The sequence below is a fragment of the Nocardia sp. NPDC004654 genome (genome assembly GCF_040609595.1).
GTDB lineage: Bacteria > Actinomycetota > Actinomycetes > Mycobacteriales > Mycobacteriaceae > Nocardia.
Map to the genome: position 1 here is coordinate 33,772 of NZ_JBEXKI010000008.1, position 25,724 is coordinate 59,495.

25 protein-coding genes are annotated in these 25,724 nt (G+C 69.1%); 15 read left to right on the forward strand and 10 right to left on the reverse strand.

Going from position 1 to position 25,724, the window contains the following annotated elements:
* Window positions 1-28: 28 nt before the first annotated feature.
* The 6 genes from ABZV58_RS25630 to ABZV58_RS25655 form a co-directional block, all read right to left on the reverse strand.
* Window positions 29-622, reverse strand: a complete 594-nt coding sequence (locus ABZV58_RS25630) for a MerR family transcriptional regulator (RefSeq protein WP_067778562.1) — start codon at window positions 620-622, stop codon at window positions 29-31.
* Between the two features lie 203 nt (window positions 623-825).
* Complete coding sequence (locus tag ABZV58_RS25635; RefSeq protein WP_067778565.1) at window positions 826-1,299, reverse strand: bifunctional nuclease family protein; 474 nt, start codon at window positions 1,297-1,299, stop codon at window positions 826-828.
* 301 nt (window positions 1,300-1,600) lie between these two features.
* The gene (locus tag ABZV58_RS25640) at window positions 1,601-2,404 is read right to left on the reverse strand and encodes a MerR family transcriptional regulator (protein WP_355002705.1); all 804 of its coding nucleotides are present in this window, start codon (window positions 2,402-2,404) and stop codon (window positions 1,601-1,603) included.
* Between the two features lie 145 nt (window positions 2,405-2,549).
* Window positions 2,550-3,035 (reverse strand): FHA domain-containing protein, encoded by a 486-nt coding sequence (locus ABZV58_RS25645; protein ID WP_067839009.1) that lies wholly within the window; start codon window positions 3,033-3,035, stop codon window positions 2,550-2,552.
* A gap of 164 nt (window positions 3,036-3,199) precedes the next feature.
* Window positions 3,200-3,598 carry a glycine cleavage system protein GcvH gene (gene gcvH / locus ABZV58_RS25650; protein WP_355002706.1) on the reverse strand — a complete coding sequence of 133 codons (399 nt, stop codon included), beginning with the start codon at window positions 3,596-3,598 and terminating at the stop codon, window positions 3,200-3,202.
* Window positions 3,599-3,640: 42 nt separating this feature from the next.
* Window positions 3,641-4,225 (reverse strand): CDP-alcohol phosphatidyltransferase family protein, encoded by a 585-nt coding sequence (locus ABZV58_RS25655; RefSeq protein ID WP_355003084.1) that lies wholly within the window; start codon window positions 4,223-4,225, stop codon window positions 3,641-3,643.
* A 185-nt stretch (window positions 4,226-4,410) separates the two neighbouring features.
* Between ABZV58_RS25655 and ABZV58_RS25660 the strand changes: the two genes are divergently transcribed.
* The 4 genes from ABZV58_RS25660 (at window position 4,411) to ABZV58_RS25675 (ending at window position 9,416) form a co-directional block, all read left to right on the forward strand.
* Window positions 4,411-6,105, forward strand: coding sequence for a GMC family oxidoreductase (locus ABZV58_RS25660; protein ID WP_355002707.1), 1,695 nt, complete (start codon window positions 4,411-4,413; stop codon window positions 6,103-6,105).
* Window positions 6,106-6,150: 45 nt separating this feature from the next.
* A complete protein-coding gene (locus ABZV58_RS25665) occupies window positions 6,151-7,542 on the forward strand; it encodes a DUF2252 domain-containing protein (protein ID WP_355002708.1) in 1,392 nt (463 codons plus the stop codon).
* Window positions 7,543-7,650: 108 nt separating this feature from the next.
* On the forward strand, window positions 7,651-8,541 hold the full coding sequence (locus ABZV58_RS25670; protein WP_355002709.1) for a nuclease-related domain-containing protein: 891 nt from the start codon (window positions 7,651-7,653) through the stop codon (window positions 8,539-8,541).
* Between the two features lie 221 nt (window positions 8,542-8,762).
* Window positions 8,763-9,416 (forward strand): hypothetical protein, encoded by a 654-nt coding sequence (locus tag ABZV58_RS25675; RefSeq protein WP_355003085.1) that lies wholly within the window; start codon window positions 8,763-8,765, stop codon window positions 9,414-9,416.
* Here the strand turns inward: ABZV58_RS25675 and ABZV58_RS25680 are convergent.
* The gene (locus tag ABZV58_RS25680; protein ID WP_355002710.1) at window positions 9,401-11,335 is read right to left on the reverse strand and encodes an acyl-CoA dehydrogenase; all 1,935 of its coding nucleotides are present in this window, start codon (window positions 11,333-11,335) and stop codon (window positions 9,401-9,403) included. The genes ABZV58_RS25675 and ABZV58_RS25680 overlap by 16 nt on opposite strands.
* Before the next feature lie 86 nt (window positions 11,336-11,421).
* Between ABZV58_RS25680 and ABZV58_RS25685 the strand changes: the two genes are divergently transcribed.
* Genes ABZV58_RS25685 through ABZV58_RS25695 form a run of 3 tightly spaced genes read left to right on the forward strand, consistent with a single transcriptional unit; the run spans window position 11,422 to window position 14,635 of the window.
* Window positions 11,422-12,078, forward strand: coding sequence for a TetR family transcriptional regulator (locus ABZV58_RS25685; RefSeq protein WP_355002711.1), 657 nt, complete (start codon window positions 11,422-11,424; stop codon window positions 12,076-12,078).
* Window positions 12,075-13,007 carry an ABC transporter ATP-binding protein gene (locus ABZV58_RS25690; RefSeq protein ID WP_355002712.1) on the forward strand — a complete coding sequence of 311 codons (933 nt, stop codon included), beginning with the start codon at window positions 12,075-12,077 and terminating at the stop codon, window positions 13,005-13,007. The genes ABZV58_RS25685 and ABZV58_RS25690 overlap by 4 nt, the downstream gene beginning before the upstream one ends.
* Window positions 13,004-14,635: an ABC transporter permease gene (locus ABZV58_RS25695; protein WP_355002713.1), complete on the forward strand. Its 1,632-nt coding sequence runs from the start codon at window positions 13,004-13,006 to the stop codon at window positions 14,633-14,635. The genes ABZV58_RS25690 and ABZV58_RS25695 overlap by 4 nt, the downstream gene beginning before the upstream one ends.
* A 186-nt stretch (window positions 14,636-14,821) precedes the next feature.
* Here ABZV58_RS25695 and ABZV58_RS25700 read toward each other — a convergent pair whose 3' ends face one another.
* Entirely contained in the window at window positions 14,822-15,679 is an 858-nt protein-coding gene (locus ABZV58_RS25700; protein ID WP_355003086.1) for an LLM class F420-dependent oxidoreductase, read from the reverse strand.
* Between the two features lie 232 nt (window positions 15,680-15,911).
* Between ABZV58_RS25700 and ABZV58_RS25705 the strand changes: the two genes are divergently transcribed.
* Together ABZV58_RS25705 and ABZV58_RS25710 are read left to right on the forward strand one after the other, a co-directional pair.
* Window positions 15,912-17,336, forward strand: a complete 1,425-nt coding sequence (locus tag ABZV58_RS25705; protein WP_355003087.1) for a threonine/serine exporter family protein — start codon at window positions 15,912-15,914, stop codon at window positions 17,334-17,336.
* Between the two features lie 107 nt (window positions 17,337-17,443).
* Entirely contained in the window at window positions 17,444-18,106 is a 663-nt protein-coding gene (locus tag ABZV58_RS25710; protein ID WP_355002714.1) for a biliverdin-producing heme oxygenase, read from the forward strand.
* Between the two features lie 11 nt (window positions 18,107-18,117).
* Here the strand turns inward: ABZV58_RS25710 and ABZV58_RS25715 are convergent, their stop codons facing one another.
* Window positions 18,118-19,632, reverse strand: coding sequence for a sugar transferase (locus ABZV58_RS25715; RefSeq protein WP_355002715.1), 1,515 nt, complete (start codon window positions 19,630-19,632; stop codon window positions 18,118-18,120).
* A gap of 326 nt (window positions 19,633-19,958) precedes the next feature.
* Here ABZV58_RS25715 and ABZV58_RS25720 point away from each other — a divergent pair, with 326 nt between their 5' ends.
* From ABZV58_RS25720 to ABZV58_RS25740, 5 genes are read left to right on the forward strand one after another with little or no spacing between them, the layout of a single operon-like run.
* The gene (locus ABZV58_RS25720) at window positions 19,959-20,141 is read left to right on the forward strand and encodes a hypothetical protein (RefSeq protein WP_355002716.1); all 183 of its coding nucleotides are present in this window, start codon (window positions 19,959-19,961) and stop codon (window positions 20,139-20,141) included.
* Complete coding sequence (locus tag ABZV58_RS25725; RefSeq protein ID WP_355002717.1) at window positions 20,122-21,444, forward strand: class I SAM-dependent methyltransferase; 1,323 nt, start codon at window positions 20,122-20,124, stop codon at window positions 21,442-21,444. The genes ABZV58_RS25720 and ABZV58_RS25725 overlap by 20 nt, the downstream gene beginning before the upstream one ends.
* Window positions 21,441-22,217: a glucose-1-phosphate cytidylyltransferase gene (locus tag ABZV58_RS25730; RefSeq protein WP_355002718.1), complete on the forward strand. Its 777-nt coding sequence runs from the start codon at window positions 21,441-21,443 to the stop codon at window positions 22,215-22,217. The genes ABZV58_RS25725 and ABZV58_RS25730 overlap by 4 nt, the downstream gene beginning before the upstream one ends.
* Window positions 22,214-22,864 (forward strand): PIG-L family deacetylase, encoded by a 651-nt coding sequence (locus ABZV58_RS25735; protein ID WP_355002719.1) that lies wholly within the window; start codon window positions 22,214-22,216, stop codon window positions 22,862-22,864. Before ABZV58_RS25730 ends, ABZV58_RS25735 begins: the two co-directional genes overlap by 4 nt.
* Before the next feature lie 2 nt (window positions 22,865-22,866).
* On the forward strand, window positions 22,867-23,907 hold the full coding sequence (locus tag ABZV58_RS25740; protein WP_355002720.1) for an SDR family oxidoreductase: 1,041 nt from the start codon (window positions 22,867-22,869) through the stop codon (window positions 23,905-23,907).
* 16 nt (window positions 23,908-23,923) lie between these two features.
* Here the strand turns inward: ABZV58_RS25740 and rfbC are convergent, their stop codons facing one another.
* The gene (gene rfbC, locus ABZV58_RS25745; protein WP_355002721.1) at window positions 23,924-24,496 is read right to left on the reverse strand and encodes a dTDP-4-dehydrorhamnose 3,5-epimerase; all 573 of its coding nucleotides are present in this window, start codon (window positions 24,494-24,496) and stop codon (window positions 23,924-23,926) included.
* A gap of 34 nt (window positions 24,497-24,530) precedes the next feature.
* On the opposite strand from rfbC, the gene ABZV58_RS25750 reads away from it, so the two are divergent.
* Window positions 24,531-25,670, forward strand: coding sequence for a methyltransferase domain-containing protein (locus tag ABZV58_RS25750; RefSeq protein ID WP_355002722.1), 1,140 nt, complete (start codon window positions 24,531-24,533; stop codon window positions 25,668-25,670).
* Window positions 25,671-25,724: the final 54 nt, after the last annotated feature.

The window sequence follows — 25,724 nt, forward strand, 5'->3', positions numbered from 1 at the left end:
GGGAGACGGTGGCCTCGATTCGCCGATATCAGCCGGTCGCTCTGTTCATCCGCGCCTTGCGCCGGAACGCCAGCTCGTCCTCCGGACGCTCGGTCGCGCTGCTGGCGCGCTCGGCGGGGAAGTTGGCGATGGCGCCGGTCAGCTCGCGCATGGCGCCGCTGACCGCGATACCGAAGACGCCCTGCCCACCCTGCAGTAAATCGACTACCTCCTCGGGCGAGGTGCACTCGTACACCGAGGTGCCGTCGGAGAACAGCGTGATGCCCGCCAGATCCTGGACGCCCCTGCTGCGCAGATGATCCACGGCGATGCGGATGTTCTGCAGCGAGATCCCCGCGTCCAGCAGCCGCTTCACGATCTTGAGGACCAGGATGTCCTTGAACGAGTACAGCCGCTGACTTCCCGAACCCGCCGCGCTGCGAATGGAGGGGACCACGAGCCCGGTCCGCGCCCAGTAGTCGAGCTGCCGGTAGGTGATTCCAGCGACCTGGCACGCGCTCGGCACACGGTAACCGACTAGTTCATCGGGTACGGAGTCATCCGGGAACAGGCCGGGCTGAACCTCTGAGCCCTCGGTCGGACGAACGTCCGGCCGCCGCACATCCTGCGATTGCTCTGCCACTGACCACTCCCTTGCTCCGCAGACGCCTAGCCTCATCGATGGCCCGGCTCCGGTGATGACCAACAACCCGTCATTCCGGACGTGGCCCAACTATCGAGATTACTCCCGTTGATTCTCTCGGGAGCGACATCGTCGGACCAAACGCGACGCGCGGTAAAAGTCTTCAGCTGTAGTTGAGGTCTAGAAGATTTTCGCGAAACCCTTCAGCTGTCGGTGGCTTTGAAGTCGTCCGGCGACACCGACTCGAGGAACTCCTTGAACTTCTCCACCTCGTCCTCGCGCTCGTCGGGCATCACCAACCCGGCCTCCTCGAGCACCGACTCCTCGGCGTGGATCGGGCAACCGACCCGCAAGGCGATGGCGACCGAGTCCGACGGACGGGCCGAGATGCGTAGCTCGTTGTCGAAGACGAGATCCGCGTAGAAGGTGCCCTCCTGCAGATCCACGATCCTGACTTCCTTGAGGGTGTGCCCGAGCTCGGTGATCAAGATCTTGATCAGATCGTGGGTCAGCGGGCGGATGGGAGTCACCCCCTCCTGCTCCAGCACGATGGCGGTCGCCTCGGCCTGGCCGATCCAGATCGGCAGGTACCGATCCCCCGACACCTCGCGCAGCAGCAACACGGGCTGGTTCTGCGGCTGCTCGACGCGGATGCCGATCACGCGCATTTCACTCATGCCTGCGCCTCGCTAACGCTCGGCTCCGGCATGCGCGAAGCACGCTGACACATGATTCGCTCGCTTCGCTCTCTCATGCCTGCGCCTCGCTAACGCTCGGCTCCGGCATGCGCGAAGCACGCTGACACATGATTCGCTCGCTGCGCTCGCTCATAGCACTGCCTCCCATATTCGCCGGCCGCCCGACCTGACCGCTGCAGAGCTCGCCGTACCACGAGTCTAGGCGAACCGACAGCGGTGCTGCGATCGGTGTGCACAGCCGAAATCGGCGTGTTGCCGGGGTGGAACACAGGCGCGGAGGTCAGCTTCCGAGAGAGTTGCGTACCGAGGCTTTCACCAGGCAGGTGTGCAGCGTCAGCGACAGTGCCGCGAGTTCGCGCACGGTTTCCTCGGCCCTTGCTCGCGCGCCCGCGTCGCGGCTCTTCGCGATCGGCGCGGCGATCTGGGCGAGCAGCGCCGCCTCCCGGTCCGCGGCCAGTTTGAAGGCGCGCAGATGCCGTGCTTCCAGACCGAATTCCGCCATGGCGCGGGCGGTTCTGGCCAACGTCACCGCCTCGCCGTCGAAGAATCCCGCGGCGCCCGGTGCGATCAGGTTGGCCCGGATCAGATCGTTGAGGAATCTCTCATCGATCTCGGCCTGCTCCAGCAGATCGGCTCGGGTGAGCCGGATTTCGTGATCGAAGCGCAACTCGTCGGGCGAGACCTCGCCGGGCACCACGCCCAATCGGCGCGGCGCGGCCACCCGCGCGGCACGGCCGCCCTGCGCACCGACGGGGCCGGAGTCGGCGGCCGCGACCGGCCCCGACTCCGCACCACCCGGACGACCGGAGTGCGCTCGGGCGCGGGCTTCCCGCACACCGAGCGTGGCCGCCCCGCTGTCGATCGCTTCGAGTTGCTCCTTGATCACCTTCAGCGGCAGGTACTGATCGCGCTGGGCGGTCAGCACGAACCTGAGCCGTTCGCAGTCCGCGACCGAGAACCTGCGATAGCCGGACGGCGTACGCTCCGGCCGAATCAGGCCCTCGGCTTCGAGGAACCTGATCTTCGAGATGGTGATATCGGGGAAGTCGGGTCGCAGCAGGTCGAGAACGGAGCCGATCGACATCCCTCCGCGCGCCCACTGCGCCGCGCCCGTCACAGCGCCGCGCCTTTCACACACATCGGCGCCCGCGGCGCGAGCGAAGGGCCCGGAGGCGGCAGCGGAGCGTGACCACGCAGGGACCCGCGAACACCGCCCTCCGAACCAGTGCTCATAGACTGCCCGCACCCGCCGACGGCTCGTTCACGGAGGCGCGCGGTCCGGTGAGGAACACGAGCCGGAACTTGCCGATCTGGACCTCGTCGCCGTTCTGCAGCTCCGAGGAGTCCACCGGTTCCCGGTTCACGTAGGTGCCGTTCAGGCTGCCCACATCCACCACCTGGAAGGTGTCGTCGTCCTGCCGGAACTCGGCGTGCCGACGGCTGACGGTGACGTCGTCGAGAAAGATGTCACTGTCGGGGTGACGACCCGCCGAAGTGGTCGGCTGATCCAGGAGGAACCGCGATCCCGCGTTCGGCCCGCGCTTGACGACCAGGAGGGCCGCGCCGACCGGCAGACCCTCGACCCCTTGGACCGGCTGTTCGCCGGTCTGCTCACCGGAGCGCGACGCGTCGACCTCGTTCAGGAAATCCGCGCGGAAGACCGACGTCGTCTCGGCCGCGGTCTCCTGGTAACCCGGGTCTTTGTTCTCGCTCACCGTTTCTCTCCTCCTCGAACCTGATTATCCATGCAAGCAGGTGATGCTTCGCCGACACGACCGGTCGTGTCGCTAGAACACCGGCATCGGATGCCGGCACATCTGTTGGCTTTGACCGTACCCTGCCGGGGCGTGCCCGTGCAGGTAGAACTGGGAAGGCCGCGTCAGGCCCCGATAACTCCTTGATAACCTGCCGCATCCAGCAGTTCACCCAGCGTGACATCGAGCCCGTCGGCGTCCGCCGCCTCCAGCTCGAACAGCCACCCCGCACCGTACGGATCGGTGTTCAGCAGCTCCGGCTCGCTCGCGAGTTCACCATTCACCGCAACGACTTTCGCGTCCAACGGCGCGTAGATGTCCGAGACGCTCTTGGTCGATTCGACCTCGGCGATGCTCTCGCCCGCGTTCGCCTCCCGGTCCGCGTCGGGCAGCTGCACGAACACGACGTCACCGAGCTGCGACTGCGCGTAGTCGGTGATGCCGACCCGCACCCGATTCGGGGCGACCCGGCGCACCCACTCGTGCTCTTCGGTGTACCGCAGATCCTCCGGGGTTAGGGGCACTGGGCGTCCTTTCGTAGTGAACGTTGCACGCAACCTTATCCGCTATGGGTGACGGTGCCCCACAGCCGGTATCGCTCGCGCCACCGCAATGGCCTTGCCCGCGTAGAGCACGCCGGTCCACAGATACACCGCCGTGCCCCAGACCAGGAAGGCCCCGCCGAAGGCCCGGCCGAAACCGTCCAGCGCCCAATCCATCTGTCCGGCAAGCAACCAGGGCAGCGCGGACATGAGCGCGAAGGTGGCCGCCTTGCCCAGATAGATGACCTCGGGCGGATCCAGATCGCGTCGTTTGTACACCGAGAGGGTCAGGGTCAGCAACAGGTCGCGCCCGACGAGCAGCAGCGCGACCCACCACGGCAGCAGACCGCGGATCACGAAGGCCAGCAAGGTGGTCACCAGGAAGAGCCGGTCGACGAACGGGTCGAGCAGCGCGCCGAGGCGCGAGCCCTGATCGAGCAGTCTGGCCAGCTTGCCGTCCAGGAAATCGGTGACGCCGCTGGCGACGAGCAGCGCGAAGGCCCAGCCGTCGGCTCGTTCGACGAGCAGCAGCCACAGGAACAGCGGGACGCCGATCAACCGCAGCACGCTCAGCACGTTCGGGACGGTGAGGATGCGGTCGTCGAACACCCCGCCGCCGGTGTCGGCGCGCTCGCCGGGTTCGGTGGTCCCCGATTCCGTTGTCACACGCCAGTGCTTACCGCACGAACCCCGCGGACCGCCATCCGGGCTCGCCGTGGGATTACGCCACAACACCCACCGTGAAAGAATGAGTATGAAAATATCTCATCATCGATAGGTGAGGAGAGGATGTCATGCCCGCATTCGACTACGACGTGGTAGTGATCGGTTCCGGGTTCGGCGGCAGCGTGAGCGCCCTGCGGCTGACCGAGAAGGGGTACCGGGTGGGCGTGCTGGAGGCCGGGCGGCGGTGGACGGCCGACGACCTGCCGAGCACGAATTGGAACGTGCGTAAATCACTTTGGGCCCCGCGCCTCGGCCTCACCGGACCGCAGCGGATCAGCATCCTCGGCAAGTGCGCGGTGTTCTCCGGCGCCGGCGTCGGCGGCGGCTCGCTCATCTACGGCAACACCCTCTACGAGCCGCTGCCGAACTTCTACACCGACCGGCAGTGGGCGCACATCACCGACTGGAAGTCCGAGCTGGCGCCCTACTACGACCAGGCCAAGCGCATGCTCGGCGTGGCAGCCAACCCGCGCATGACGCCCGCCGACGAGGTGATCAGGGAGATCGCCGACGATCTCGGCGTCGGCGACACCTTCCACGCCACGAACGTCGGCGTCTTCTTCAACGAATCCGATCCGGGCGCCGAGGTCGACGACCCCTACTTCGGCGGGGCGGGCCCGCGCCGCCGCGGCTGCGTGCACTGCGCGCGCTGCTTCACCGGCTGCCCGCACAACGCCAAGAACACCACCACGACCAACTACCTCTACCTGGCCGAACAGGCGGGCGCCGAGGTCCATCCGCTGACCACCGCGACCGCGGTGCGCCCGCTGCCCGGCGGCGGCTACGCCGTGCGGACCGAGCGCTCTGATCGCTGGATTCGCAAGCAGCGCAAGACCTTCACCGCCGAGCAGGTGGTGTTCGCCGGCGCCGCGCTCGGCTCCCAGAAGCTGCTGCACCGGATGCGCGACGAGAAGATCCTGCCCGGCCTCTCGCCGCGGCTCGGTGAACTGACCCGCAGCAACTCCGAAGCAATCCTCAATGTGGTGAGCCGCTCGCGCCGCGACTTCGCCGAGGGCATCGCGATCACCTCCTCCATCCACCCGGAGGCCGACACCCACATCGAGGTCTGCCACTACGGCAAGGGCCAGAACGCGCTGTTCCCCATGTCGGTGCCGATCGTGGACGGCGGCGCGTTCCGCTTCCTGCGTTTCCTGCTGGCGATCCTGGTGCACCCGTTGGTGTTTCTGCGCAGCCTGAACGCCAGGCACGCCTCGGAGAAGTCGGTGATCCTGCTGGTGATGCAGTCGCTGGACAACTCGCTGACCTCGTTCCGCAAGCGCGGGCAGCTGAAGACCAGGCAGGGCACGGGCGAGCCGAACCCGACCTGGATACCGCTCGCGCACGAGGTCGGCCGCCGCTTCGCGGACAAGGTGGACGGCGACACCCACGGCCTGATCATGGACGTCTTCGACATCCCGGCCACCGCGCACTACATCGGCGGCTGCGTCATCGGCGAGAGCGCGGAGACCGGCGTGGTCGACCCGTACCAGCGGGTGTTCGGGCATCCGGGCCTGCACGTCGCGGACGGGTCGGCGGTCACCGCGAATCTCGGCGTGAACCCCTCGCTGACCATCACCGCCCAGGCCGAACGGGCCATGGCCTTCTGGCCCAACAAGGGGCAGGCCGATCCGCGCCCCGCGCTCGGCGAGCCCTACCGCCGCATCGATCCGGTCGCGCCGGTCCGGCCCGCCGTCCCCGCCGCCGCGCCCGGCGCCCTGCGCTTGCCGATCACGCCGGTCGATCCCCCGGTCCCCGCGAGCTGAGGACGATACGCCGTAATCGGCGGCGGCAGGATAGCGTGATCGGTTGTGTCCGACAGTGGTATCGATCTGCGCTCCTACGTCCCCGCCGAGGACGTGCGGGCCAAGGGGCGCGCCCTGCGCGAGCGCGTCCCGGTGACGGCGCGCGACCGCGAAGCCGCGGGCGAGCGGCGTCCGGACGTGCTGGAGTTCCTGCGCGCCGCGCACGCGGACCGGCTGCCGCACCTGGTGCCGCTGCGGGTGGGGCGCATGATGTCCGGGCCGTTCACGTTCTACCGCGGCGCGGCCGGACTGATGGCCGCCGATCTCGCGGGCGGGCCGGTCAGCGGGGTCGACGCGCAGCTGTGCGGTGACGCGCACGCCGCGAACTTCGGCCTCTACGGCACCTCGCGCGGCGAGATCATCATGGACATCAACGATTTCGACGAGACGATCGCCGGTCCGTGGGAGTGGGATCTGGAGCGGCTCGCCGCCAGCCTGGTGCTGGCCGGGCGCGAGTCCGGCGCCGACGAGGACGACTGCCGCACGGCCGCGCGCGACGCCGCCCGCGCCTACCGGCTCGCCATCGACGCGCTCGCCGAGCAGCCGTTCATGGAGTCCTGGAGCGCGCTGCCCGACGAATCGGTGATCAGCAAGGCCAAGGCCGACGACCTGCTCGACGACTTCAAGAAGGCGGCGAAGAAGGCGCGCAAGAACACCAGCGCCAAAGTCGCCGCCAAATGGACCACGCATCTCGACGACCACGAGACCGGCATCAGCAAGCACCGATTCGTCAGCGACCCACCGGTTCTCACCGCGGTCGAGGACGCCGTGGAGCAGGCCGTCATCGACGGACTGGAACGCTACGGCGACACGCTGCGCGAGTCGCGGCGCAACCTGCTGGCCCGGTTCGCGGTGTCCGACATCGCCTTTCGCATCGTCGGCACCGGAAGCGTCGGGCTGCACAGCTATGTCGCGCTGCTGCACGGCAACGACGGCGAGGTGCTGGTGCTTCAGCTCAAGCAGTCGATACCGTCCGCGCTCGCGCCGTACCTGCCCGCGCCGCCGGTGCGGCACGAGGGCGAGCGAATCGTCCAGGGCGCCAGGCTCGTTCAGTCCGAGAGCGATATCCTGCTCGGCTGGACGACGCTCGAACTCGGCGAGCGGAAGCTGCCCTTCATCGTCCGGCAGTTCCGCAATTTCAAGGGCAGCATCGATCCGGCCGGGCTCTCCGCGGGCGACCTGGACGACTACGGCAGGCTGGCGGGCGCGCTGCTGGCCCGCGCGCATTCGCGCTCGCTCGACCCACGCCTGCTCTCGGGCTATCTGGACGGCGACGAGCGCTTCGAGGACGCGGTCGCGGCCTTCGCGGTGCGCTACGCCGACCGCACCGAGGCCGATCACGCCGAACTCGAACGGGCGGTCCAGGCGGGCGAACTCGCCGCGGAGATACCCGAATGAAAGGTGCCGCGCGTCCAACACGCCGTGCGGCACCGTCGGCGCGGCGCGCCCCGCGCCGTTGCTCGTATCCTGTCCACTGTCGAGTGACGACGTGAAGGGCGGTCGCGAATGCTCGTACGAGTACAGAACCCGGCTGGCACGAATGCCGAACGGGCACTGATCGACTGGCTGCGCACCTGGAAGGACCCGGCCAGTCCGCACGGCGTGGCCACCATCAATTGCAGCCTGTTCCACAAGGACCGGCTGCACCAGTTCGACGCCGTCGTCTGGACGCCGACGAGCTGCGTGGTGATCGAGGCCGAAGCGCTCGTCGCCCGCCAGGACGGCGTGCTCGAGATCCCGCTCAACGGACCGTGGACCATCAACGGCGAGACCGCCGCGATGGAGGGCCGCGACCGGCGCACGCCGCTGGAGAAGTCCAGGGAACACACCTTCGCGTTGCAGGACTGGCTGTCGGCCCGCGGCCTCGGGCAGCGCGCGGTGCACGGCGTCGCGCTCGTGGTGCCGCTACGCGGGGCCGAGCTACAGATCCAACAGGCTTGGAGCGACCCGAGTTTCGACGTCATCCTCGGCACCGACCCCGGCAGGCTGCGGCACTACTTCGAGACCCTCGCCGACAGCGAGAAGCACCTGTGGACCGCCAACGACGTCGCGGTGGCCTTCCGCGGTCTCGGCATTCTCCCCTATCTGCCCGCGCCGCAGGATCTGCTCAACGAGGGCTTCCTCGGCCCCATCGACATCACGCTGTGGCACGGCGGCCCGCAGCAGGCGCAGGCCGAGGCCTACGCCGAGGAGCTCGCCCAGCTGGAGCGCGACGCGCAGAAGCCCGCCTTCCAGGCACCGTGGTACAGCCCGTGGAAGCTCTACCCGACCGAGCGCGGCGACATCGACATGGGCCGTGCGCTCATGCGCGCGGTGCTCACGGTAGGCATGGTGGCGGCCATCGCGTGGGTGCTGTGGTTCGTGGTCACCGCGATCCTGACCTACGGGCCGGGCTGATCATCGATTCGGTTCGCCGACTGTGCGCGGCCGATCCGGCTGTCCACGTCGGCCGGCTCGAACGGCTGCACGGCCGCCGACCGCAGGGGTGATCGACGTCGCGCGCCCGGCTGCTCCGCTCCGCACGCGTACCGGCCGCGGCATGTGACGATCGGTCCGCACGCTGATCGACGATCACCGGCCGCGCGGGGGTGACCGCGCCCCGCTATCGTCGACCGGTGATGGACGGACGGCAGGCATCCGGCGCGGTGCGCGCGTACACCGGCGTGCTGTGCGCGGTGATCGCCCTGACGATCCCGTTGTCGTTCCCCGCGGACGGCGGGCGCACGGATCTCGATCGGGCGGTCGAGGAGCCGGTCCGCGCGACGCTGGACGGGTATCGCGGCGTCTACCACGTCCTCGTCGTGCCGAGCAACGCCTACATCCTGCTTCCGCTGCTCTGCGCCGCGACCGCGTGGTTCGCCTACCGCCGCGAATGGTGGCGCGCCGCAACGATGTTCGTGGTTCCGGAAGTGGCCGTCGCGATCAACACCTGGGTGCTGAAACCGCTGTGGGACCGCCCGCTGCACGACTATCTGGCCTACCCGAGCGGGCACACCGTGCACCTGGTCGCGATCGCGGCCACGTTCGTCCTGCTGACGGATTCGACCGGAGCCCGGCGCACGGTCGCGGTGGTGGCCGTCGTCGCGCTCGGTGGTGTGGCGGTGGGCATGATCGGGCTCGACTACCACCTCGCCACGGATGTGCTCGGCGGTGCGGCCGCGGCCGTCGCGATGGTGCTCGCCCTGTGCGCGATCACCGATTCGCTCGCGGGCGCTGTCTCCCGTGACGCGCTCGGCGCGGACCGCACCGCCCCCGATCAGCTCCGCTCGTAGACGCTGGCGTCGTCGAGCAGCGCGGCGCGCAACATGCTCTCCGGCACGCCCATCCCCTCGACGAGCGTCAGCGCGTGCGGGCGCAGCCGGTCCACCAGCTCGTTCACGCCGCGGCGGACCGCCTTGGCTCGCTCCACCGACATGAACCGGTGCATGATGAACCAGGCCGAGTTCTCCTCGAGCATGGTGTAGACGAACAGATCGCACACGAGGTCGGCGAGCGCCTTGGCCTCCGGATCCTCGATGTCGCCGATGCCTTCGATGAAGGCTTCCAGCACCAGCCGGTCGATGTGCGCGGAGCCCGCGGCCAGGATGTGGTCCTGGGCGTTGTTGAACGCCTCGAAGGGACCGGTCTCCTCGGCCCGCGCGCGCAGCCGGTGCGCGGCGGTGCGCACCAGGTAGTCCTCGCGGTCGGCGAACAGCTGCAACTGCACCGCGCGCCGTGACAGATCGCCCTCGTCCACGCCGTCGTCGCCGCGGTCGCGCAGCGTCTGGATGAGTTGACGCACGCCGGAACGCTTACGCACCACGTCGCCCGCCATGGTGGCCGCGAAGCGCACCCAGCCGAGCGCGTCCAGATCGCGGATCTCGTCGGCGTACGCGGTCAGCAGTTCCTTGGCGACCAACTGCGTGAGGACTACGTTGTCACCTTCGAACGTGGTGAACACATCGGTGTCGCCCTTGAGCGTCACCAGGCGGTTCTCGGTGAGATACCCCGCGCCGCCGCAGGCTTCGCGGCACTCCTGGATGGCGCGGGTGGCGTGCCTGGTCTGGGCGACCTTCAGGCCCGCCGCGCGCTTCTCCAGCGCGCGCTGCGCGTTCGGCTCCAGATCCTGGCCGGTCTGCACCAGGTGCATGCGGCGCACCAGGTCGTTCTGCGCGAAGGCGTAGGCGTAGGACTTCGCCAGCAGCGGCAGCAGCCTGCGCTGATGACTGCGGTAGTCCAGCAGCACCGTCTCCTCGCCGGTGTCCGGGTCGGAGAACTGCCTGCGCTTCAGCGCGTAGCGCAGCGCGATGCTCAGCGCGACCCGCGCGCCCGCCGCCGCGGCGCCCCCCACGCTGACCCGCCCGCGCACCAGCGTGCCGAGGGTGGTGAAGAAGCGGCGGCTCGGGTTCTCGATCTCCGAGCTGTAGGTGCCGTCGGGCGCGACGTCGGCGTAGCGGTTGAGCAGGTTCTCGCGCGGGACGCGGACGTGGTCGAAGACGATGCGGCCGTTGTCGACACCGAGCAGGCCGCCTTTGAGTCCGTCGTCGGAAGTGGTCACGCCGGGGAGGTCGGCGCCCTGCTCGTCGCGGATCGGCACCAGCAGGCAGTGCACGCCCTGGTTCTCGCCCTTGGTGATGAGCTGGGCGAAGACCGCGGCCATCCGGGCGTGCTCGGCGGCGCCGCCGATGTAGTCCTTGCGCGCCGAGGGCGTCGGACTGTGCACCACGAATTCCTCGGTGTCGGGATCGTAGGTGGCGGTGGTCTCGATGTTGGCGACGTCGCTGCCGTGCCCGGATTCGGTCATCGCGAAGCAACCGAGCAGGTCCAGCGAGATCAGCCTGCGGATGTAGTCGCGGTGGCGTTCGGTGCCGAGATTCTCCACCGCACCGCCGAACAGGCCCCACTGCACGCCCGCCTTCACCCACAGCGAGAGGTCCGCGTAGGCGAGCATCTCCAACCCGGTGACGGCCGCGCCCGGTTCGCTGGTTCCGCCGTTCTCCCTGCGGAATCCGCGCTCGGCGTAGCCCAGGGTCGCGATCACGCGCATCTGGTCGAGCACGCGGGCGCGCGCCGCCTTGTAGTCGAGATAGGGATCGCCGGTGAATTCCTGTCCGGCCAGTTGGGTTCGGGCCTCCTCGCGGACGGACCCCCACGGTCCGTCGAGTGCCGCACGAAGGTGTTCTGCCGTCGTAGAGCTGCTGCCGGTTGCCATGACTTCGACCATAGTCGCCACGTACCACCCGGTCTCGAGCCAAAACTCTTGCCCTCGATTGAACAGCCGTTTAATATACTGAACATGTGTTCAAGCAACAGCCCGTATCGCAAGGATCCGCCGCAGATCTGAGCACGGCGGCCCGGATCAGAGACGCCGCGATCGAAGTCTTCGGTGAGCAGGGATTCCAGGTCGGAGTCCGCGCCATCGCCGCCGCGGCAGGTGTCTCCCCCGGCCTGGTCAACCACCACTTCGGTTCCAAGAACGGCCTGCGCGCCGCTTGCGACGACCGAGTGTTGCAACTGATCCGGGACGAGAAGGTCAAGGCCATCACAGCGCCGAACGCCGCGTCCGGCACGCTCGCCGCACTGGCCGAGATCGAAACGTACGGTCCGCTCGTCGCCTACATGGTGCGCAGCCTGCAAGCGGGTGGGCCGATGGCCGAGTCCCTGTTCGAGCACATGGTCGCCGACGCCGAGGGCTACATGCAGCAGGGGGTCGACGCGGGAACCATCAAGCCGAGTCGCGACCACAAGGCCCGCGCCCGCTACCTGATGACGCTCAATGTCGGCGCCGTCCTGCTGTGGGTCCAGTTGCACCACCGCGAGGGCGAGAAGATCGACTTCCGCAAGGCGATCCGCGCCATCACCGAAGAACTCACCCCACCGGCCCTCGAGTTCTACACCCAGGGCCTGCTCACCGACACCACCCTGATGGACACTGTCATGAAGGAGCACAGATGACCGAGGTCATCGAAATCGAAGATCTGCGAAAGACCTTCGGACACGTCACCGCCCTGGACGGACTCGACCTCGCGGTCCGCGAAGGCGAGATCCACGGCTTCCTCGGCCCCAACGGCGCGGGCAAGTCGACCACCATCCGGGTCCTGCTCGGCATCTTGCGCGCCACTTCCGGTCGCGTCCGGCTGTTCGGCCGCGACCCGTGGACCGACGCGGTCGGCCTGCACCGCGAATTGGCTTATGTGCCAGGCGATGTCACGCTGTGGCCGTCGCTGTCCGGCGGCGAGACCATCGACCTGCTCGCCAGGATGCGCGGCGGCATCAACGCCGAACGCCGCGCCGAGCTGATCGAACGCTTCGATCTGGACCCCCGCAAGAAGGCACGCACCTACTCCAAGGGCAACCGCCAGAAGGTCGCGCTGATCTCGGCGCTCGCCTCCGACGTGCGGCTGCTGCTACTCGACGAGCCGACCTCCGGCCTGGATCCGTTGATGGAACAGGTTTTTCGCGAATGCGTGCACGAGGCGCAGCAGCGCGGTGCGACAGTGCTGTTGTCGAGCCACATCCTGTCCGAGGTCGAGGCGCTCTGCGACCGGGTGACCATCATCCGGGCGGGCCGGACGGTCGAGAGCGGGTCGCTGTCCGACCTGCGGCACCTCTCGCGCACCGCCATCACCGCCGAATTGCTCGGCGACCCAGGCGATCTCAGCCGGATCTCGGGCGTCGAGGATATCGAGCGCGACGGATCCACGCTGCGCTGCCAGGTGGACAGCGAGCACCTCGGCGAGCTGATCCGGGTGCTCGGCGACACGGGCGTGCGCAGTCTCACCAGTGCTCCGCCCACGCTCGAGGAGCTGTTCATGCGGCATTACCACGTCGACGGCAAGGACAAGGACGCCTCGGCGAAGCTCGGGGAGCAGGTGCGGGCATGACCACCGCCGCCCACCGGGCCCCTGCCACACCGCTTTTCGGCGAGTCCGCCGATTTCGCGGGCACCGGGCAGCTGTTGCGCCTGTATCTGCGCCGCGACCGGATCGTGCTGCCGCTGTGGTCGCTGCTGATCGGACTGATGCCCGCCTTCCAGGTGGTCAGCATCAAGGATCTGTACACCACCCAGACCCAGCTCGACGATTTCGCGCGAACCACCGCGGACAGTCCGGCGCTGGTCGCCATGTACGGGCCGGTGTTCAGCACCGAGCTCGGTTCCATCGGTACCTGGAAGGCCGGCGCGATGTACACGATGATCGCGATCGCGACCATCCTGACCGTCATCCGGCACACCAGGGTCGAAGAGGAGACCGGCCGCGCGGAGCTGGTCGGCGCCACCAGCATCGGCCGCTTCGCCGGGCTGACCGCGGCGCTCGTCATGACCTTCGGCGGGGCGCTGATCGCCGGAATCGCCTGCGCCGCATCGCTCTACGCGGCCGATCTGCCCGCGGCGGGTTCGCTGGCGTTCGGTGCGGCGCTGGCCGCGTCCGGCATCGCGTGGGCCGCGATCGCGGCGGTCGCCGCCCAGGTCAGCGCCGGTGCGCGGGTCGCGCGCGGCGTAGCGTTCGCGGCGCTCGGCGCGGCGTTCGCGCTGCGAGCGGTCGGCGACGCGGGCAACGGCGTGCTGTCCTGGTTCTCCCCGATCGGCTGGTCGCTGCAGATCCGACCGTACGCCGACGAGCGGTGGTGGGTACTGCTGCCGCTGGCCACGGTCGCCGTGCTGGCGACGGGCGCCGCCTACGCCTTGCTCGCCTCGCGCGACACCGGCTCGGGGCTGCTCGCCGAGCGTCCGGGTCCGGCGGCCGCCGCGCCGGGATTCGCCGGGCCGGTCGCGCTGGCCTGGCGGCTGCAGCGCGGCACGCTGCTCGCCTGGACCATCGGTTTCGGCCTGTACGGGCTGTTGATCGGCGGCGCGGTGAACAGCGTCAGCGACATGCTCGACGACAGCGGCACCATCACCGATCTGGTCACGCGCATGGGCGGTTCGGAGAGCCTGGAGGAGTCGTTCATCGCCTACGCGATCACCATGCTGGCCGCGGCGGCAGGCGCCTATTCGATCTCGGCGGCGCTGCGCCTGCACGACGAGGAGTCCAGCCAGCGGGCCGAGGCCACGCTGGCTGCCGCGGTGGGCCGGACCCGCTACGCGTTGAGCCACATCGGTTTCGCGCTGGCCGGACCCGCGATCGCCCTGCTGACCGCCGGGCTCGCGATCGGCGTCGTCTACGGTCTCAGCACGGGCGAACTCGGCGAGAAGCTGCCGGAATCGCTGGCCGCCGCGGCGGTTCAGGTGCCCGCGGTGTGGGTCGTCACCGGCATCACCGTCGCGATCTTCGGGCTCGCGCCGCGCTACACGCCGGTCGCCTGGGGCGTGCTCAGCGGGATGATCGTGATCTTCTTCGTCGGCTCGCTGGACGGTTTGCCGCAGTGGACAGTCGACCTGGTGCCGTTCGTGCATCCGCCGAAGCTGCCCGGTGCGCCGTTCGAGGCGACGCCGATCCTGTGGCTGCTCGGCATCGCCGCGGCCCTGCTCGCCGTCGGCATGGCGGCCTACCGCCGCCGCGACTTGCGCTGAACTGCTACCGAATCCGCGCCGCCGCTGCGCCACAGCGGCGGCGCGCGGCATCGCCAGCGCCGTTCGCATTCCGCCCGACGCGCACCTCCGCCTCCGCTTCGGCCAGGCGCAGACAGCCCGATTCCGGCAGCATTCCTCGAGGCGTACCTTCGCCTTCGCTCCGGCTGTGCGCGGGCTGTCGGCGGACTACTTCGGCAGCGTCCCTTTGGACAGCTTGCCCGCCAGCCGCTCCAGGTAGGCGCGGACCTCTTCCGCGCCGCGGTCCGGCAGACCGAAAACCGCTTCGGTGACACCGAGTTCGGCCCACCGCGCCAACTGCGCCGCGTCGTGCCGCCCGGCCAGCGCGATGATCTCCGGGGTCTCGGTGCGCCCGTGTTCACGCCAGATCCGGTGCAGCAGTTCGATCTTCTCGCCGAGACCCTCTTCGGTGGGCGTGGTGATCCATCCGTCGGCGTTCTCGGCTAGCCAGGCGAACGACTTCTCCCCGCCCGCCGCGCCGAGCAGCACGGGGATGCGCTTCTGTGCCGGCTTCGGCCACGACCAGCTCGGTCCGAAGTTCACGAACTCGCCGGAGAAGCTGGCCTCTTCCTCGCTCCAGATCGCGCGCATCGCGTCCAGGTGCTCGCGCAGCACCGTGCGCCGCTTGTTCGCGGGCACCCCGTGGTGGGCGAGTTCGTCGGTGTTCCAACCGAATCCGACGCCGAGGCTGACCCGGCCGCCGGACAGGTGATCCAGCGAGGCGATGGCCTTGGCCAGGGTGATCGGGTGGTGTTCGGCGGGCAGCGCGACCGCGGTCGAGAGGGTGATGCGCTCGGTCACCGCCGCGGCGGTGCCCAGGGCGACCCAGGGGTCCAGGGTGCGCAGGTAGCGGTCGTCGGGCAGGCTCGCGTCGCCGGTGCGTGGGTGCGCGGCGGCGCGCACCACCGGAATATGGGTGTGCTCGGGCACATAGAACGAGTCGAAGCCGGCCCGCTCGGCCGCCGCCGCGGCGTCGGCGGGGGTAATGCCCCGGTCACTGGTGAACAACACGATCCCGTACCGCACCGCACGTACTCCCATCGCCAGAAATTAGAACAAGTTCTACCATCTTTCGGCGCGCCGCACCACGGATTCGGGAGGCGGACACACCTGCTGACAGGCGCGGATGCCGGACCGGCGAGCTACGACTACGTTCGCGTGCATGAGTCTTGACGCGCTGTCGGGAGGAGACGACACCAATCGGCGAGCCGATCACCTCGGCTGGCGTAACCGGCTGTGGCCGCGTCGCGGACCGCATCTGCCGGGCGTCAGCCAGGCCGTCGGGCTGCTGGTGGCCGACCGGCAGGCCACCGCCGACACCATCGTCGCCGCGCCGACTCCCCTGCAGCCGATCGACCTCACCGACGACGCGCGGGTCGCCGAGGTGCTCGATCTCGCCGTCCGGGTCGGCGAGGTCGTGCTCGCCTCGGGCACCGGCGTCATGGACACCACCAGCCAGGTGCGTTTCATCGCGGCCACCTACGGCTTGGCCCGCTGCGATGTCGACGTCACCTACGACGCCATCCGCATCTGGGCCGATCGCGGGCCGCTGCTGCCGCCCGCCAGCACGATGCGCATCGTGCAATACCGCGCGCTCGACTTCACCAGGCTCGCCGCGGTGGACCGCCTCACCCGACGCATCCGCACCCAGGTGGTGGCGCCCGAGGACGCGCGCGCCGCGCTCGACGACATCACCTCCGCGCCGCACCCGTACCACCGCTGGACCGCGACGTTCGGCTGGTCGCTGCTTGCCGCCGCCATCGCCGCGCTGCTCGGCGCGGGTGTCGTCGTCGCCGCGCTCAGCTTCGCGACCACCGCGGCGATCGACCGCACGAACCGGGTGCTCAACCGCTACGGGCTGCCCTTCTTCTTCCAGCACATGGCGGGCGGACTCATCGCGGCGACCCCCGCCATAGTGCTCTCCACCCTCGCCGAGCCGCTGGACATCCGGGTCGATCCCACGCTGATCATCGCGGCGGGCATCACGGTGCTGCTCAGTGGTCTGCAACTGGTCGGCTCGGTACAGGACGCGATCACCGGCGCGCCGATCACCGCGACGGCCCGCCTGCTCGAAGTGGTGATGATGACCGGCGGCATCGTCGCGGGCATCGCGCTCGCCCTGCGGCTGGGCCAAGTGGCCGGCGCCACCGTGCCGTCGATCGAGATGACCTCCGGTCGCGACATCACGAATCTGCCGGTCAAGATCGCGGCGGGCGCGGTCGCGGCGCTGGCCTTCGCGCTCGCCTGCTACGCCGAGAGACGCGCGCTTGCCGCGGCCGCGTTCGGCGGCGCGGCGGGCGCGATCAGCTATCTGCTCGTGCAGTACGCCGGGTTCGGTCCGGTGATCTCCTCCGGGGTGGCCGCCACCCTGATCGGTCTGGCCGGTGGTCTGATGGCCCGTCGCGCGTTGACTCCCCCGCTCGTCGTCGCGGTCGCGGGCATCACGCCGCTGCTGCCCGGTCTCAGCGTGTATCGCGGGCTCTACGCGATGCTCAACGACGAACCGCTGCTCGGCTTCGATCAGTTGCTCTCCGCCTTCGGTATCGGCTGCGCGCTGGCCGCGGGTGTGACGCTGGGCGAATGGTGCGACCGCACGCTGCGCCGTCCGCCGATCCTCAGCCGCTTCGGCTCGCTGCGCCGACCGATCGTCCGGCGCAGACGGCGGTCGCATCCCGCACACTGATACCGTGCCGCCGCTCCGGTGCGGCGGCGTCGCCGAACCGGGTATGGTTCGGTGCGGTTGGTTAGGGTAGCCAAACAACGGCTGCGTATGACGGTGAGGTGGTTCGAATGTCGGAGGCAGTACCTTTCTCGGCACGTATCCGATCGGCCACGGAGCGTCAGCACGCCGAAGCGGAGAACTCCTCGTTCATCAGCGACATGCTCGGCGGCGCGCTCGGCATCGACTCCTACCACCGCTACACCGGCCAGCTGTGGTTCATCTACCGCGCGCTCGAGGCGCGCTGGCCCGAACTGGCTGGCGACACGGTCGCGGGCCCGTTCATCAAGCCGGAGCTGGCCAGGACCGCCGAGCTCGAACGCGACCTCGCCGCCCTGCTCGGCCCGGACTGGCGCACCGAACTCAGGGCGCTGCCCGCCACCGCCGCCTACGCCGAGCGCATCGAGGAATGCGCGCGCGACTGGCCCGCGGGCTATGTCGCGCACCACTACACGCGCTACCTCGGCGATCTGTCCGGCGGTCAGGTGATCCGCGGCACCGCCGAAAAGCTGTGGGATCTGCCGCGCCGCGGCGACGGCGTGCGCTTCTACGTCTTCGACGACATCGCGAATCCGGCCGCCTTCAAGCGCGAATACCGGGCCCTGCTCGACGACCTGTCGGTGGACGAGCTCGAGCGCCGCCGCGTGCTCGAGGAGTGCCAGCGCGCCTTCGACTTCAACTCCGCGATCTTCGCCGAACTCGCCGCCGAGTTCCCGGCGCGCCGACCGTCCTGACGTAGGGCCTACTAGTAGGCGCCCTCCCCGCGCGCGACCGCGCCGATGGTCTTGGCGATCAGCAGCAGATCGAGCACCATCGACCAGTTCTCCACGTACGAGAGATCGAGTCGCACCGAGTCTTCCAGCGACAGGTCGGACCGTCCGCTGACCTGCCACAGACCGGTGACGCCCGGTTTGACCAGCAGCCTGCGTCGCATCTCGCCGTCGTAGGTGTCCACCTCGCGCTGCACCTGCGGCCGCGGACCGACGACGCTCATCTCGCCGCGCAACACGTTGAGGAACTGCGGCAGCTCGTCGAGACTGAACTTCCTGATCACCCGGCCGACCGGCGTCACCCGCGGGTCGTCCTTCATCTTGAAGAACACCGGATTGCCGCCGTTGGCCTCGATCAGGTCGGTCGCGGTGCGCTCGGCGTCCTGGTACATGCTGCGGAACTTGATCATCCGAAACGGTTTGCCCCCGAGCCCGATTCGCTCCGACAGGTAGAACACCGGGCCGGGGCTGGTCAGTTTCACCGCGAGCGCGATGGCGAGCAGCACCGGCGCGATCGCCAGCAGCACGGCGCTGGCGAAACACGCGTCGAACACCGCCTTTCCGGTCGACTTGGCCCGGTCGTACTGCGGTTTGGCGATGTGCAGCATCGGCATTCCGGCGACCAGCCGGTTGGTCAACCTGGTCCCAGCGATGTCCACCACGCCGGGCGCGACGATCAACTCGACCCCGAGCGGATCGAGTTCCCATGCCATTCGGCGCAATTCGACAGGCCCGAGGTAGTCGGTCGCGGTGACCGCGACCGTGTCCGCGCCGCTGCGCCGCACCGCCTCCAGCACCGAACGATCGTCGCCGACCACGGAGAAAGTGCGTCCGGACGTCCGCAACCCGTAGCGGCCGGTCGCGGCGACGCCGTCCGGAACGCACACGCCCACCACGCGATAACCCGAATCCGGATCACGGGAGAACGCGGTCGCCATCGCCTGCGCGACCTCCGGCGCGCCGACCACGAGCACCGAGGTGAGGTACTCCGCGCGAGCGCGGCGGCGGTGGCGGGTGTGCAGCCGCCAGCCGAGCCTGCTGAACATCAGGCCGAGCAGACCGAGCGGCAGCGCGATCGCCAGATAGCCACGGGCGAACTCGATTCGGACGATCAGCGAGACGATCGCGAGCGCACCGAACAGCCGCAGCGTCGCCGAGACCAACCGGCGGTATTCCTCGGTTCCGGAGCCGACCACCTGCGGCGATCGGGTGTTGCCGACCGCGAGCAGCAGCGCCCAAGTCAGCGCGAGTGCCACCGAGACGACCGTGTAGCCGATCTCGTAGGGCAATCGCCAGGCGAGCGGCGGCGCGACCGGCCCGCCGAACCGGATCACCTGCGCCAGCCCGACCGCCGCGCCGATGACGAGCAGATCCGTTGTGGCCAAGTGCTTTACATAGTCGGCTTGCCAACGTTCCCGCACCGAACGCGGTGCGGTGTGGGACGAGACGGACATATCGAGTTCGTCATCGCCGGTGAGCTCGTAGCTCATGGAACAGACCTCCCCCTGGGAGAATTCGTCGCCCCCGATCCCCGTCGATCGGTCCCCGCGGCACACGCATCGGCCGCCCCGGGGTGTTCGGTCATTCGACGGCCAACAGCAGATTGTTACAGAACACAAAACGTTTCACATATCGAATGACAAGGGCCGCAATGGATTCCAGAAAGTAGCGGGAAACCGATGGTTTGTTTTCCGCCTGCAGCACCGCGCGCGACGCGTTGCGATATCACGCCAGGTCTACGCCGATGAATTACTTTTGATTCGAAACGATCGATGCGGCACCTCGGCTGGATTCCCGGATAGCGAGTCGGATGCCGATGCGCGACACGCCGCAGAAGATGGCCGTAATCCGCAATCTCACAACCGATTTCATCAGCGGCAACCAGGCGGTTCGTTGTAACGTTCCACTGGATCGCGTCCTCGACGACGTGCCGGCCATCCGCCGGGCGATCCGTTCTCTCGGCAGAAGGTGGGGCCTGCATGCGTTGTCGTCTGTGTGATTCCGCGCGCCTTTCGAGCGTGCTCGACCTCGGCGCGACGCCACCGTGCGAGAAATTCCTCGCGGCAGCCGAACTCGATCTCGCCGAGCCCACCTATCCGCTGCATCTGCGGCTCTGCGACGACTGTCTGCTATTGCAGATCCCCGCTTTGATCACACCCGAAGAGACGTTCACCGAATACGCCTATTTCGCGTCGTATTCCGAAAGCTGGGTCCGGCACGCTGAAAGATTCGTTTCCGATGCCGTCGAAAAGCTCGGGCTCGGAACGGAGTCCTTCGTCGTGGAGGCCGCGAGCAACGACGGCTATCTGTTGCGGCACATGGTCGGCGCGGGCATCCGCTGCCTCGGCATCGAGCCGTCGGTGAACGTCGGCGCGGCCGCCCGTGCGCTCGGCGTGCCCACGGAAACCGCCTTCCTGGACGAGGATTCGGCGGCGAAGGTGCGCGCCACACATGGCCCCGCGGACCTCGTGGTCGCCAACAACGTCTACGCGCACGTGCCCGACCTGCGCGGCTTCACCCGGTCGTTGCGCGAGCTGATGGCCGACGACGGCTGGTTGTCGATCGAGGTGCACCACGCGGCGAATCTGTTGCGGCTCGGGCAGTTCGACACCATCTACCACGAGCACTTCCAGTACTACACGGTGCTGTCGGCGCAACGCGCTCTCGCCACCGCCGGACTCGTCGTGGTCGACGTGGAACTGCTTGCCACACACGGCGGTTCGATTCGCCTGTGGGCCCGTCCCGAAGCGGCGGCGGGCGCGCCGAGCGAGCGGGTCGCGGAGGTGCTGCGCGACGAGGCCGCGGCCGGTCTGCACCACCCGGACGGCTACCGGGATCTCGCGCCGCGCGCCGCGCGGGTGCGCCAGGAACTGCTGCGCTACCTGCTCGACCGGCGTGCCGAAGGCAAGCGGGTAGTGGGTTACGGCGCGCCGGGCAAGGGCAACACCCTGCTCAACTACTGCGGCATCCGTCCCGACCTGCTCGAGTACACCGTCGACCGAAACCCCTACAAGCACGGCCGTTTCACGCCGGGTACCCGCATCCCGATCCACCCGCCCGAGCGCATCGACGCCGACCGTCCCGACGTGGTGCTCGTGCTGCCGTGGAATTTGGAGACCGAGCTGACCGCGCAACTGCGCCACATCGCCGACTGGGGCGGCGAGCTGGTCTACCCGCTGCCGACCCTGCATCGCGCCGATCTCACCGGCGCGCCACGAGACGACGACGCGGACCCGTCCACCGCCGCGGGGTCCGCGCCCACCGACAACGACGAACACTTCACGGGGAGGCAGGCGCGATGAAAGTTGTGCTGTTCTGCGGCGGCTACGGGATGCGGATGCGTGACGGCTCCGACGACATGATCCCCAAGCCGATGCAGTTGGTCGGTCCGCGACCGCTGCTGTGGCACGTGATGCGCTACTACGCGCACTTCGGCCACAAGGAGTTCATCCTGTGCCTCGGCTACGGCGCAGAGCACATCAAGAACTTCTTCCTCACCTACGAGGAGTCGGTGTCCAACGACTTCGTCATCCGGGACGGCCGGGTGGAGTTGCTGCGCAGCGACATCAGCGACTGGTCCATCACCTTCGTCGACACCGGTGTGGAATCGGCCATCGGTGAGCGGCTGCGGCGGGTGCGGCAGTACCTCGGCACGGACGAGACCTTCCTGGCGAACTACGCCGATGTGCTCACCGACGCGCCGCTGGACGAGATGATCGCCAGGTTCACCGCGTCCGGCGCGGCCGCGTCGATGATGGTGGTGCCGCCGCAATCGTCGTTCCACTGCGTCGATCTCACGCCGACCGGCGAGGTCAAGGACATCATGCCGGTCGCCGCGATGCCGATCTGGGAGAACGGCGGGTACTTCGTGCTCACCCAGGAGGTGTTCGACCTGCTGCCGCCCGGCGGCGACCTGGTGGCCGACGCGTGCGGCACGCTCGCCGGGCAGGGCAGGCTGTTCGGCTACCAGCACCTCGGGTTCTGGAAGCCCGCCGACACGTTCAAGGAACGCGCCGAACTCGACGCGGGCTACCGCTCGGGCGTGCGACCGTGGATGGTCTGGGAGCCCGCGTGATTCCGCTGATCGCCGCGCCGATCGCGGAGATCGCGGTGCTCGGGGCGCACTGCGACGACATCGCGATCGGGATGGGCGCCACGTTGCTCACGCTGTCGCGCCGCCGCCCTGGGCTGCGCGTGTGCGCGCTGGTGCTGTCCGGCGGCGGTACGGAACGCGAGGAGGAGGAACGGGCCGCGCTCGCGGACTTCTGTCCCGGCGCGGCCCTCTCGCTGACCGTCCTCGACGTCCCCGACGGCCGCGCGCCCGCGCACTGGGAGCGAATCAAGAACGCGCTGGCCGCCTTTCGGGTGGGCTGCGCCGCGGATGTGGTGTTCGCGCCGCAGCGCGGCGACGCCCACCAGGATCATCGTCTGCTCGCTGAGCTGACGCCCACCGAGTTCCGCGATCACCTGGTGCTCGGCTACGAGATCCTCAAGTGGGAGACCGACACGCCGCGCCCCACCGTCTTCCAGCCGGTTCCCGCCGAGCTCGCCGAGGAGAAGGCGCGGCTGTTGCACAAGCACTACCCCTCCCAGACCGGGCGCGACTGGTTCGACGAGGCCGCGTTCACCGGTCTGTCCCGGTTGCGCGGCGTGCAGAGCCGCACCCGGCACGCGGAGGCATTCGTTCTGGACAAGGCCGTCGTCGAGCTGGGAGGCAGCTGAACATGCGAGTACTGGTCACCGGACACCAGGGCTACCTCGGCACCGTCATGGTGCCGCTGCTGCGGGCACAGGGCCACGACGTGGTCGGTCTGGATTCTGGGCTCTTCGCCGACTGCGTGCTCGGCGCGCTGCCCGGTGATCCGCCGGGCCTCTCGGTCGACCTGCGCGACGTGACGGTCGAGCAGCTGGCCGGATTCGAGGCGGTCGTCCATCTCGCGGCGCTGTCCAACGATCCGCTCGGCGCGCTCGCGCCCGAGATCACCTACGACATCAACCATCACGCCTCGGTGCGACTGGCCCGTTTGGCGAAAGACGCGGGCGTGCGGCGATTTCTGTACGCCTCGACCTGCTCGGTGTACGGCGCTGCTGGCGCGGAGCTGGTCACCGAGGACGCGCCGCTGCGTCCGATCACCCCGTACGCGGAGAGCAAGGTCCGCGTCGAGGACGACGTCGCGGCCATGGCCGATTCCGGCTTCTCCCCCGTATTCCTGCGCAACGCCACGGCTTTCGGCTTCTCGCCGCGACTGCGCGCCGACATCGTGCTGAACAATCTGGTCGGCTACGCCGCGCTCACCGGCGAGGTGAAGGTGCTCTCCGACGGCACGCCGTGGCGTCCGCTGGTGCACGCGCGCGATATCGCCGCCGCCTTCGCGACCTGCCTGACCGCGCCGGTCGACGCGATCCACAGCCGCGCGTTCAACATCGGCACCGAGCAGAACAATCTGACGGTCGCCGAGATCGCGGCGGCCGTGGTCACCGCCGTGCCCGGCTCCCGATTGGTCATCACCGGCGAGAGCGGCGCGGACCCGCGCTCCTATCGCGTCGACTTCTCCGCCGCGCGCCGGGCGATCGGCTTCCGCGCCGTGTGGACCGTGCCCGCGGGCGCGACCGAGCTGTACCAGGAGTACACCGCGAGGGGGCTGACCAGTGGTGATTTCTTCCAGCGCTTCACCAGGCTGCCGCACCTGCGGAAGCTGTGCGACTCGGGTGTGCTCGACGCCTCGATGCGCCGGGTCGGCGTCCCGGCCCCCGCGCACCCGTAAGGGGGTACGCGGCGGATCAGTTCGACGCGGGACGTCGCCAGACGGTGCGCAGCAGCTGTTCCCAGCTGCCCGCGCCCGCGTCGCGCGCCGAGACCTCGGTCACCGCGAGGGGCCAGGCGATGCCGAGATCGGGATCGTCGTAGGCGACGCCGATGTCCGCGGCCGGGTCGTGCGGCCGGTCGATCCGGTAGCAGACATCGGCCGTCGCGGTGAGCGCCTGGAAGCCGTGCAGGAAGCCGGGCGGCACGTACAAATGCCGGAAGTCGTTGTCGTCCAGCCGGAAAGCCTGCTGCCGACCGAAAGTGGGCGAGCTGGGCCGGATGTCGACGAGCACGTCGTGTACCGCGCCGTGCGCGCAGCGCACCAACTTGGCCTCGCCGCTCCCGGAGCGGCCGTGCATGCCGCGGATCACGCCGCGCGCGGAACGGGATTGGGAGTCCTGGACGAACGCGGCCGCGGCGCCCGGCGTGCCGAGTCGCTCGTCGAACAGCTCGGCGTCGAAGGTCCGGGTGAAAAAGCCCCGAGCGTCGTGGTACGGCCGCGGTATGAGCAGCAGGACGTCGGCGAGCTCGGTCTGCTCGATACGCACGGGGTCATCGTGCCATGAGGGAAGGGGATCCGGCATGAGTTCCGAGCCGGGGAACGTCTGCCGCGGCTGCGGGGCCGCTGACCTGCGCGCGATTCTGGATCTCGGGAAAGTCCCTGCGGCCGACCATTTTCCGTTGATCGACGACCCGATCGAGCCCGGTGAGGCCGGACACCCGCTGCGGATGGACCACTGCGCCGCGTGCGGACTGGCCCAGCTCGCCGAGGACGACACCGTCACCGCGGAACCGCGCGGCGTGGAGCCGCGTGCCCTGCGCGAGCAGGCGGTCGCGGCGGTGGCCGAGGTGGCGGGAACGGGATTGCTGATCGGACGCACGGTCCGCGAGTTCGGCAGCCCGCACGGCGGCACCTGGCTGCCGCTGCTGGCGGTGCGCGGCTTCACCGAGACCGCGGGGCCTGCCGACGTGGTGCTGGATTGCTTCGGGATCATGCACGAGCCAGACCAGCGGGCCGCCTTCCGTCGGCGCGCCGCGGCGACCGCGCCGCACGGCGCGCTGCTCGTCCAGTACCACTCGCTGGCCGCCATAGTGGCGAGTGGGCAGTGGAACGCGTTGCGCCACGGGCATTTCGCCTACTACTCGCTGGCCGCGCTCCAGGGTCTGCTGGGCGACGTCGGTATGAGCGTCACGCACGCATGGTCTTTCGACCTCTATGGCGGCACCGTCCTGGTGCGCGCGGTGCACGGCGCCGCCCCGAGCGACGATTCCGTCGGACTGGCGCTGGACAGCGAAGCGCCGCACATAGATCCGCACGGACTGCCCGCACTACAGCGCGCCGCCGGCCTGCACGCGCGCACGCTGCGCAATTGGCTCGACGAACAGGCGCAGCGCGGCCTGCGGGTCTTCGGTTACGGCGCCGCGTCGCGCGCGGTCGCCCTGTTCAGCCTTGCCGGGGCGCACCGGGGTCTGCTCGCCGGGGTCGCCGACGCCTCCCCCGCCAAGCACGGACGACGGATGCCGGGCACCGACATCCCGATCGTCGCGCCGCGTGAACTCGTCTCGGCGCGACCGGATCTCGTGCTGCTCACCCTGCCCGATCTGCTTGCCGAGGTGCGCGCGGCCTATCCGGAACTCGACGGGCGCTGGGTCGTCGACACGCCCGCCGGACCGCGGGAAGGAGGTCGAGAGACAGCGATGGCGCACCGCGCCGCAACGTGATTCGGCGGCGCCGGATCACGTTCTTCGGTACGACTTGTTTTCAGACAGAGGGGA

What these genes read in the sequence shown, in the direction of transcription:
- ABZV58_RS25660 (WP_355002707.1), top strand. Translation starts at nt 4,411, where the DNA reads ATGCCCGCATTCGACTACGACGTGGTAGTGATCGGTTCCGGGTTCGGC.
- ABZV58_RS25695 (WP_355002713.1), top strand. Translation starts at nt 13,004, where the DNA reads ATGACCACCGCCGCCCACCGGGCCCCTGCCACACCGCTTTTCGGCGAG.
- ABZV58_RS25730 (WP_355002718.1), top strand. Translation starts at nt 21,441, where the DNA reads ATGAAAGTTGTGCTGTTCTGCGGCGGCTACGGGATGCGGATGCGTGAC.
- ABZV58_RS25750 (WP_355002722.1), top strand. Translation starts at nt 24,531, where the DNA reads ATGAGTTCCGAGCCGGGGAACGTCTGCCGCGGCTGCGGGGCCGCTGAC.
- ABZV58_RS25725 (WP_355002717.1), top strand. Translation starts at nt 20,122, where the DNA reads ATGCGTTGTCGTCTGTGTGATTCCGCGCGCCTTTCGAGCGTGCTCGAC.
- ABZV58_RS25715 (WP_355002715.1), bottom strand. Translation starts at nt 19,632, where the DNA reads ATGAGCTACGAGCTCACCGGCGATGACGAACTCGATATGTCCGTCTCG.
- ABZV58_RS25680 (WP_355002710.1), bottom strand. Translation starts at nt 11,335, where the DNA reads ATGGCAACCGGCAGCAGCTCTACGACGGCAGAACACCTTCGTGCGGCA.
- ABZV58_RS25635 (WP_067778565.1), bottom strand. Translation starts at nt 1,299, where the DNA reads ATGAGTGAAATGCGCGTGATCGGCATCCGCGTCGAGCAGCCGCAGAAC.
- ABZV58_RS25675 (WP_355003085.1), top strand. Translation starts at nt 8,763, where the DNA reads ATGGACGGACGGCAGGCATCCGGCGCGGTGCGCGCGTACACCGGCGTG.
- ABZV58_RS25690 (WP_355002712.1), top strand. Translation starts at nt 12,075, where the DNA reads ATGACCGAGGTCATCGAAATCGAAGATCTGCGAAAGACCTTCGGACAC.
- ABZV58_RS25710 (WP_355002714.1), top strand. Translation starts at nt 17,444, where the DNA reads ATGTCGGAGGCAGTACCTTTCTCGGCACGTATCCGATCGGCCACGGAG.
- ABZV58_RS25670 (WP_355002709.1), top strand. Translation starts at nt 7,651, where the DNA reads ATGCTCGTACGAGTACAGAACCCGGCTGGCACGAATGCCGAACGGGCA.
- ABZV58_RS25640 (WP_355002705.1), bottom strand. Translation starts at nt 2,404, where the DNA reads ATGTCGATCGGCTCCGTTCTCGACCTGCTGCGACCCGACTTCCCCGAT.
- ABZV58_RS25740 (WP_355002720.1), top strand. Translation starts at nt 22,867, where the DNA reads ATGCGAGTACTGGTCACCGGACACCAGGGCTACCTCGGCACCGTCATG.
- ABZV58_RS25720 (WP_355002716.1), top strand. Translation starts at nt 19,959, where the DNA reads ATGCGCGACACGCCGCAGAAGATGGCCGTAATCCGCAATCTCACAACC.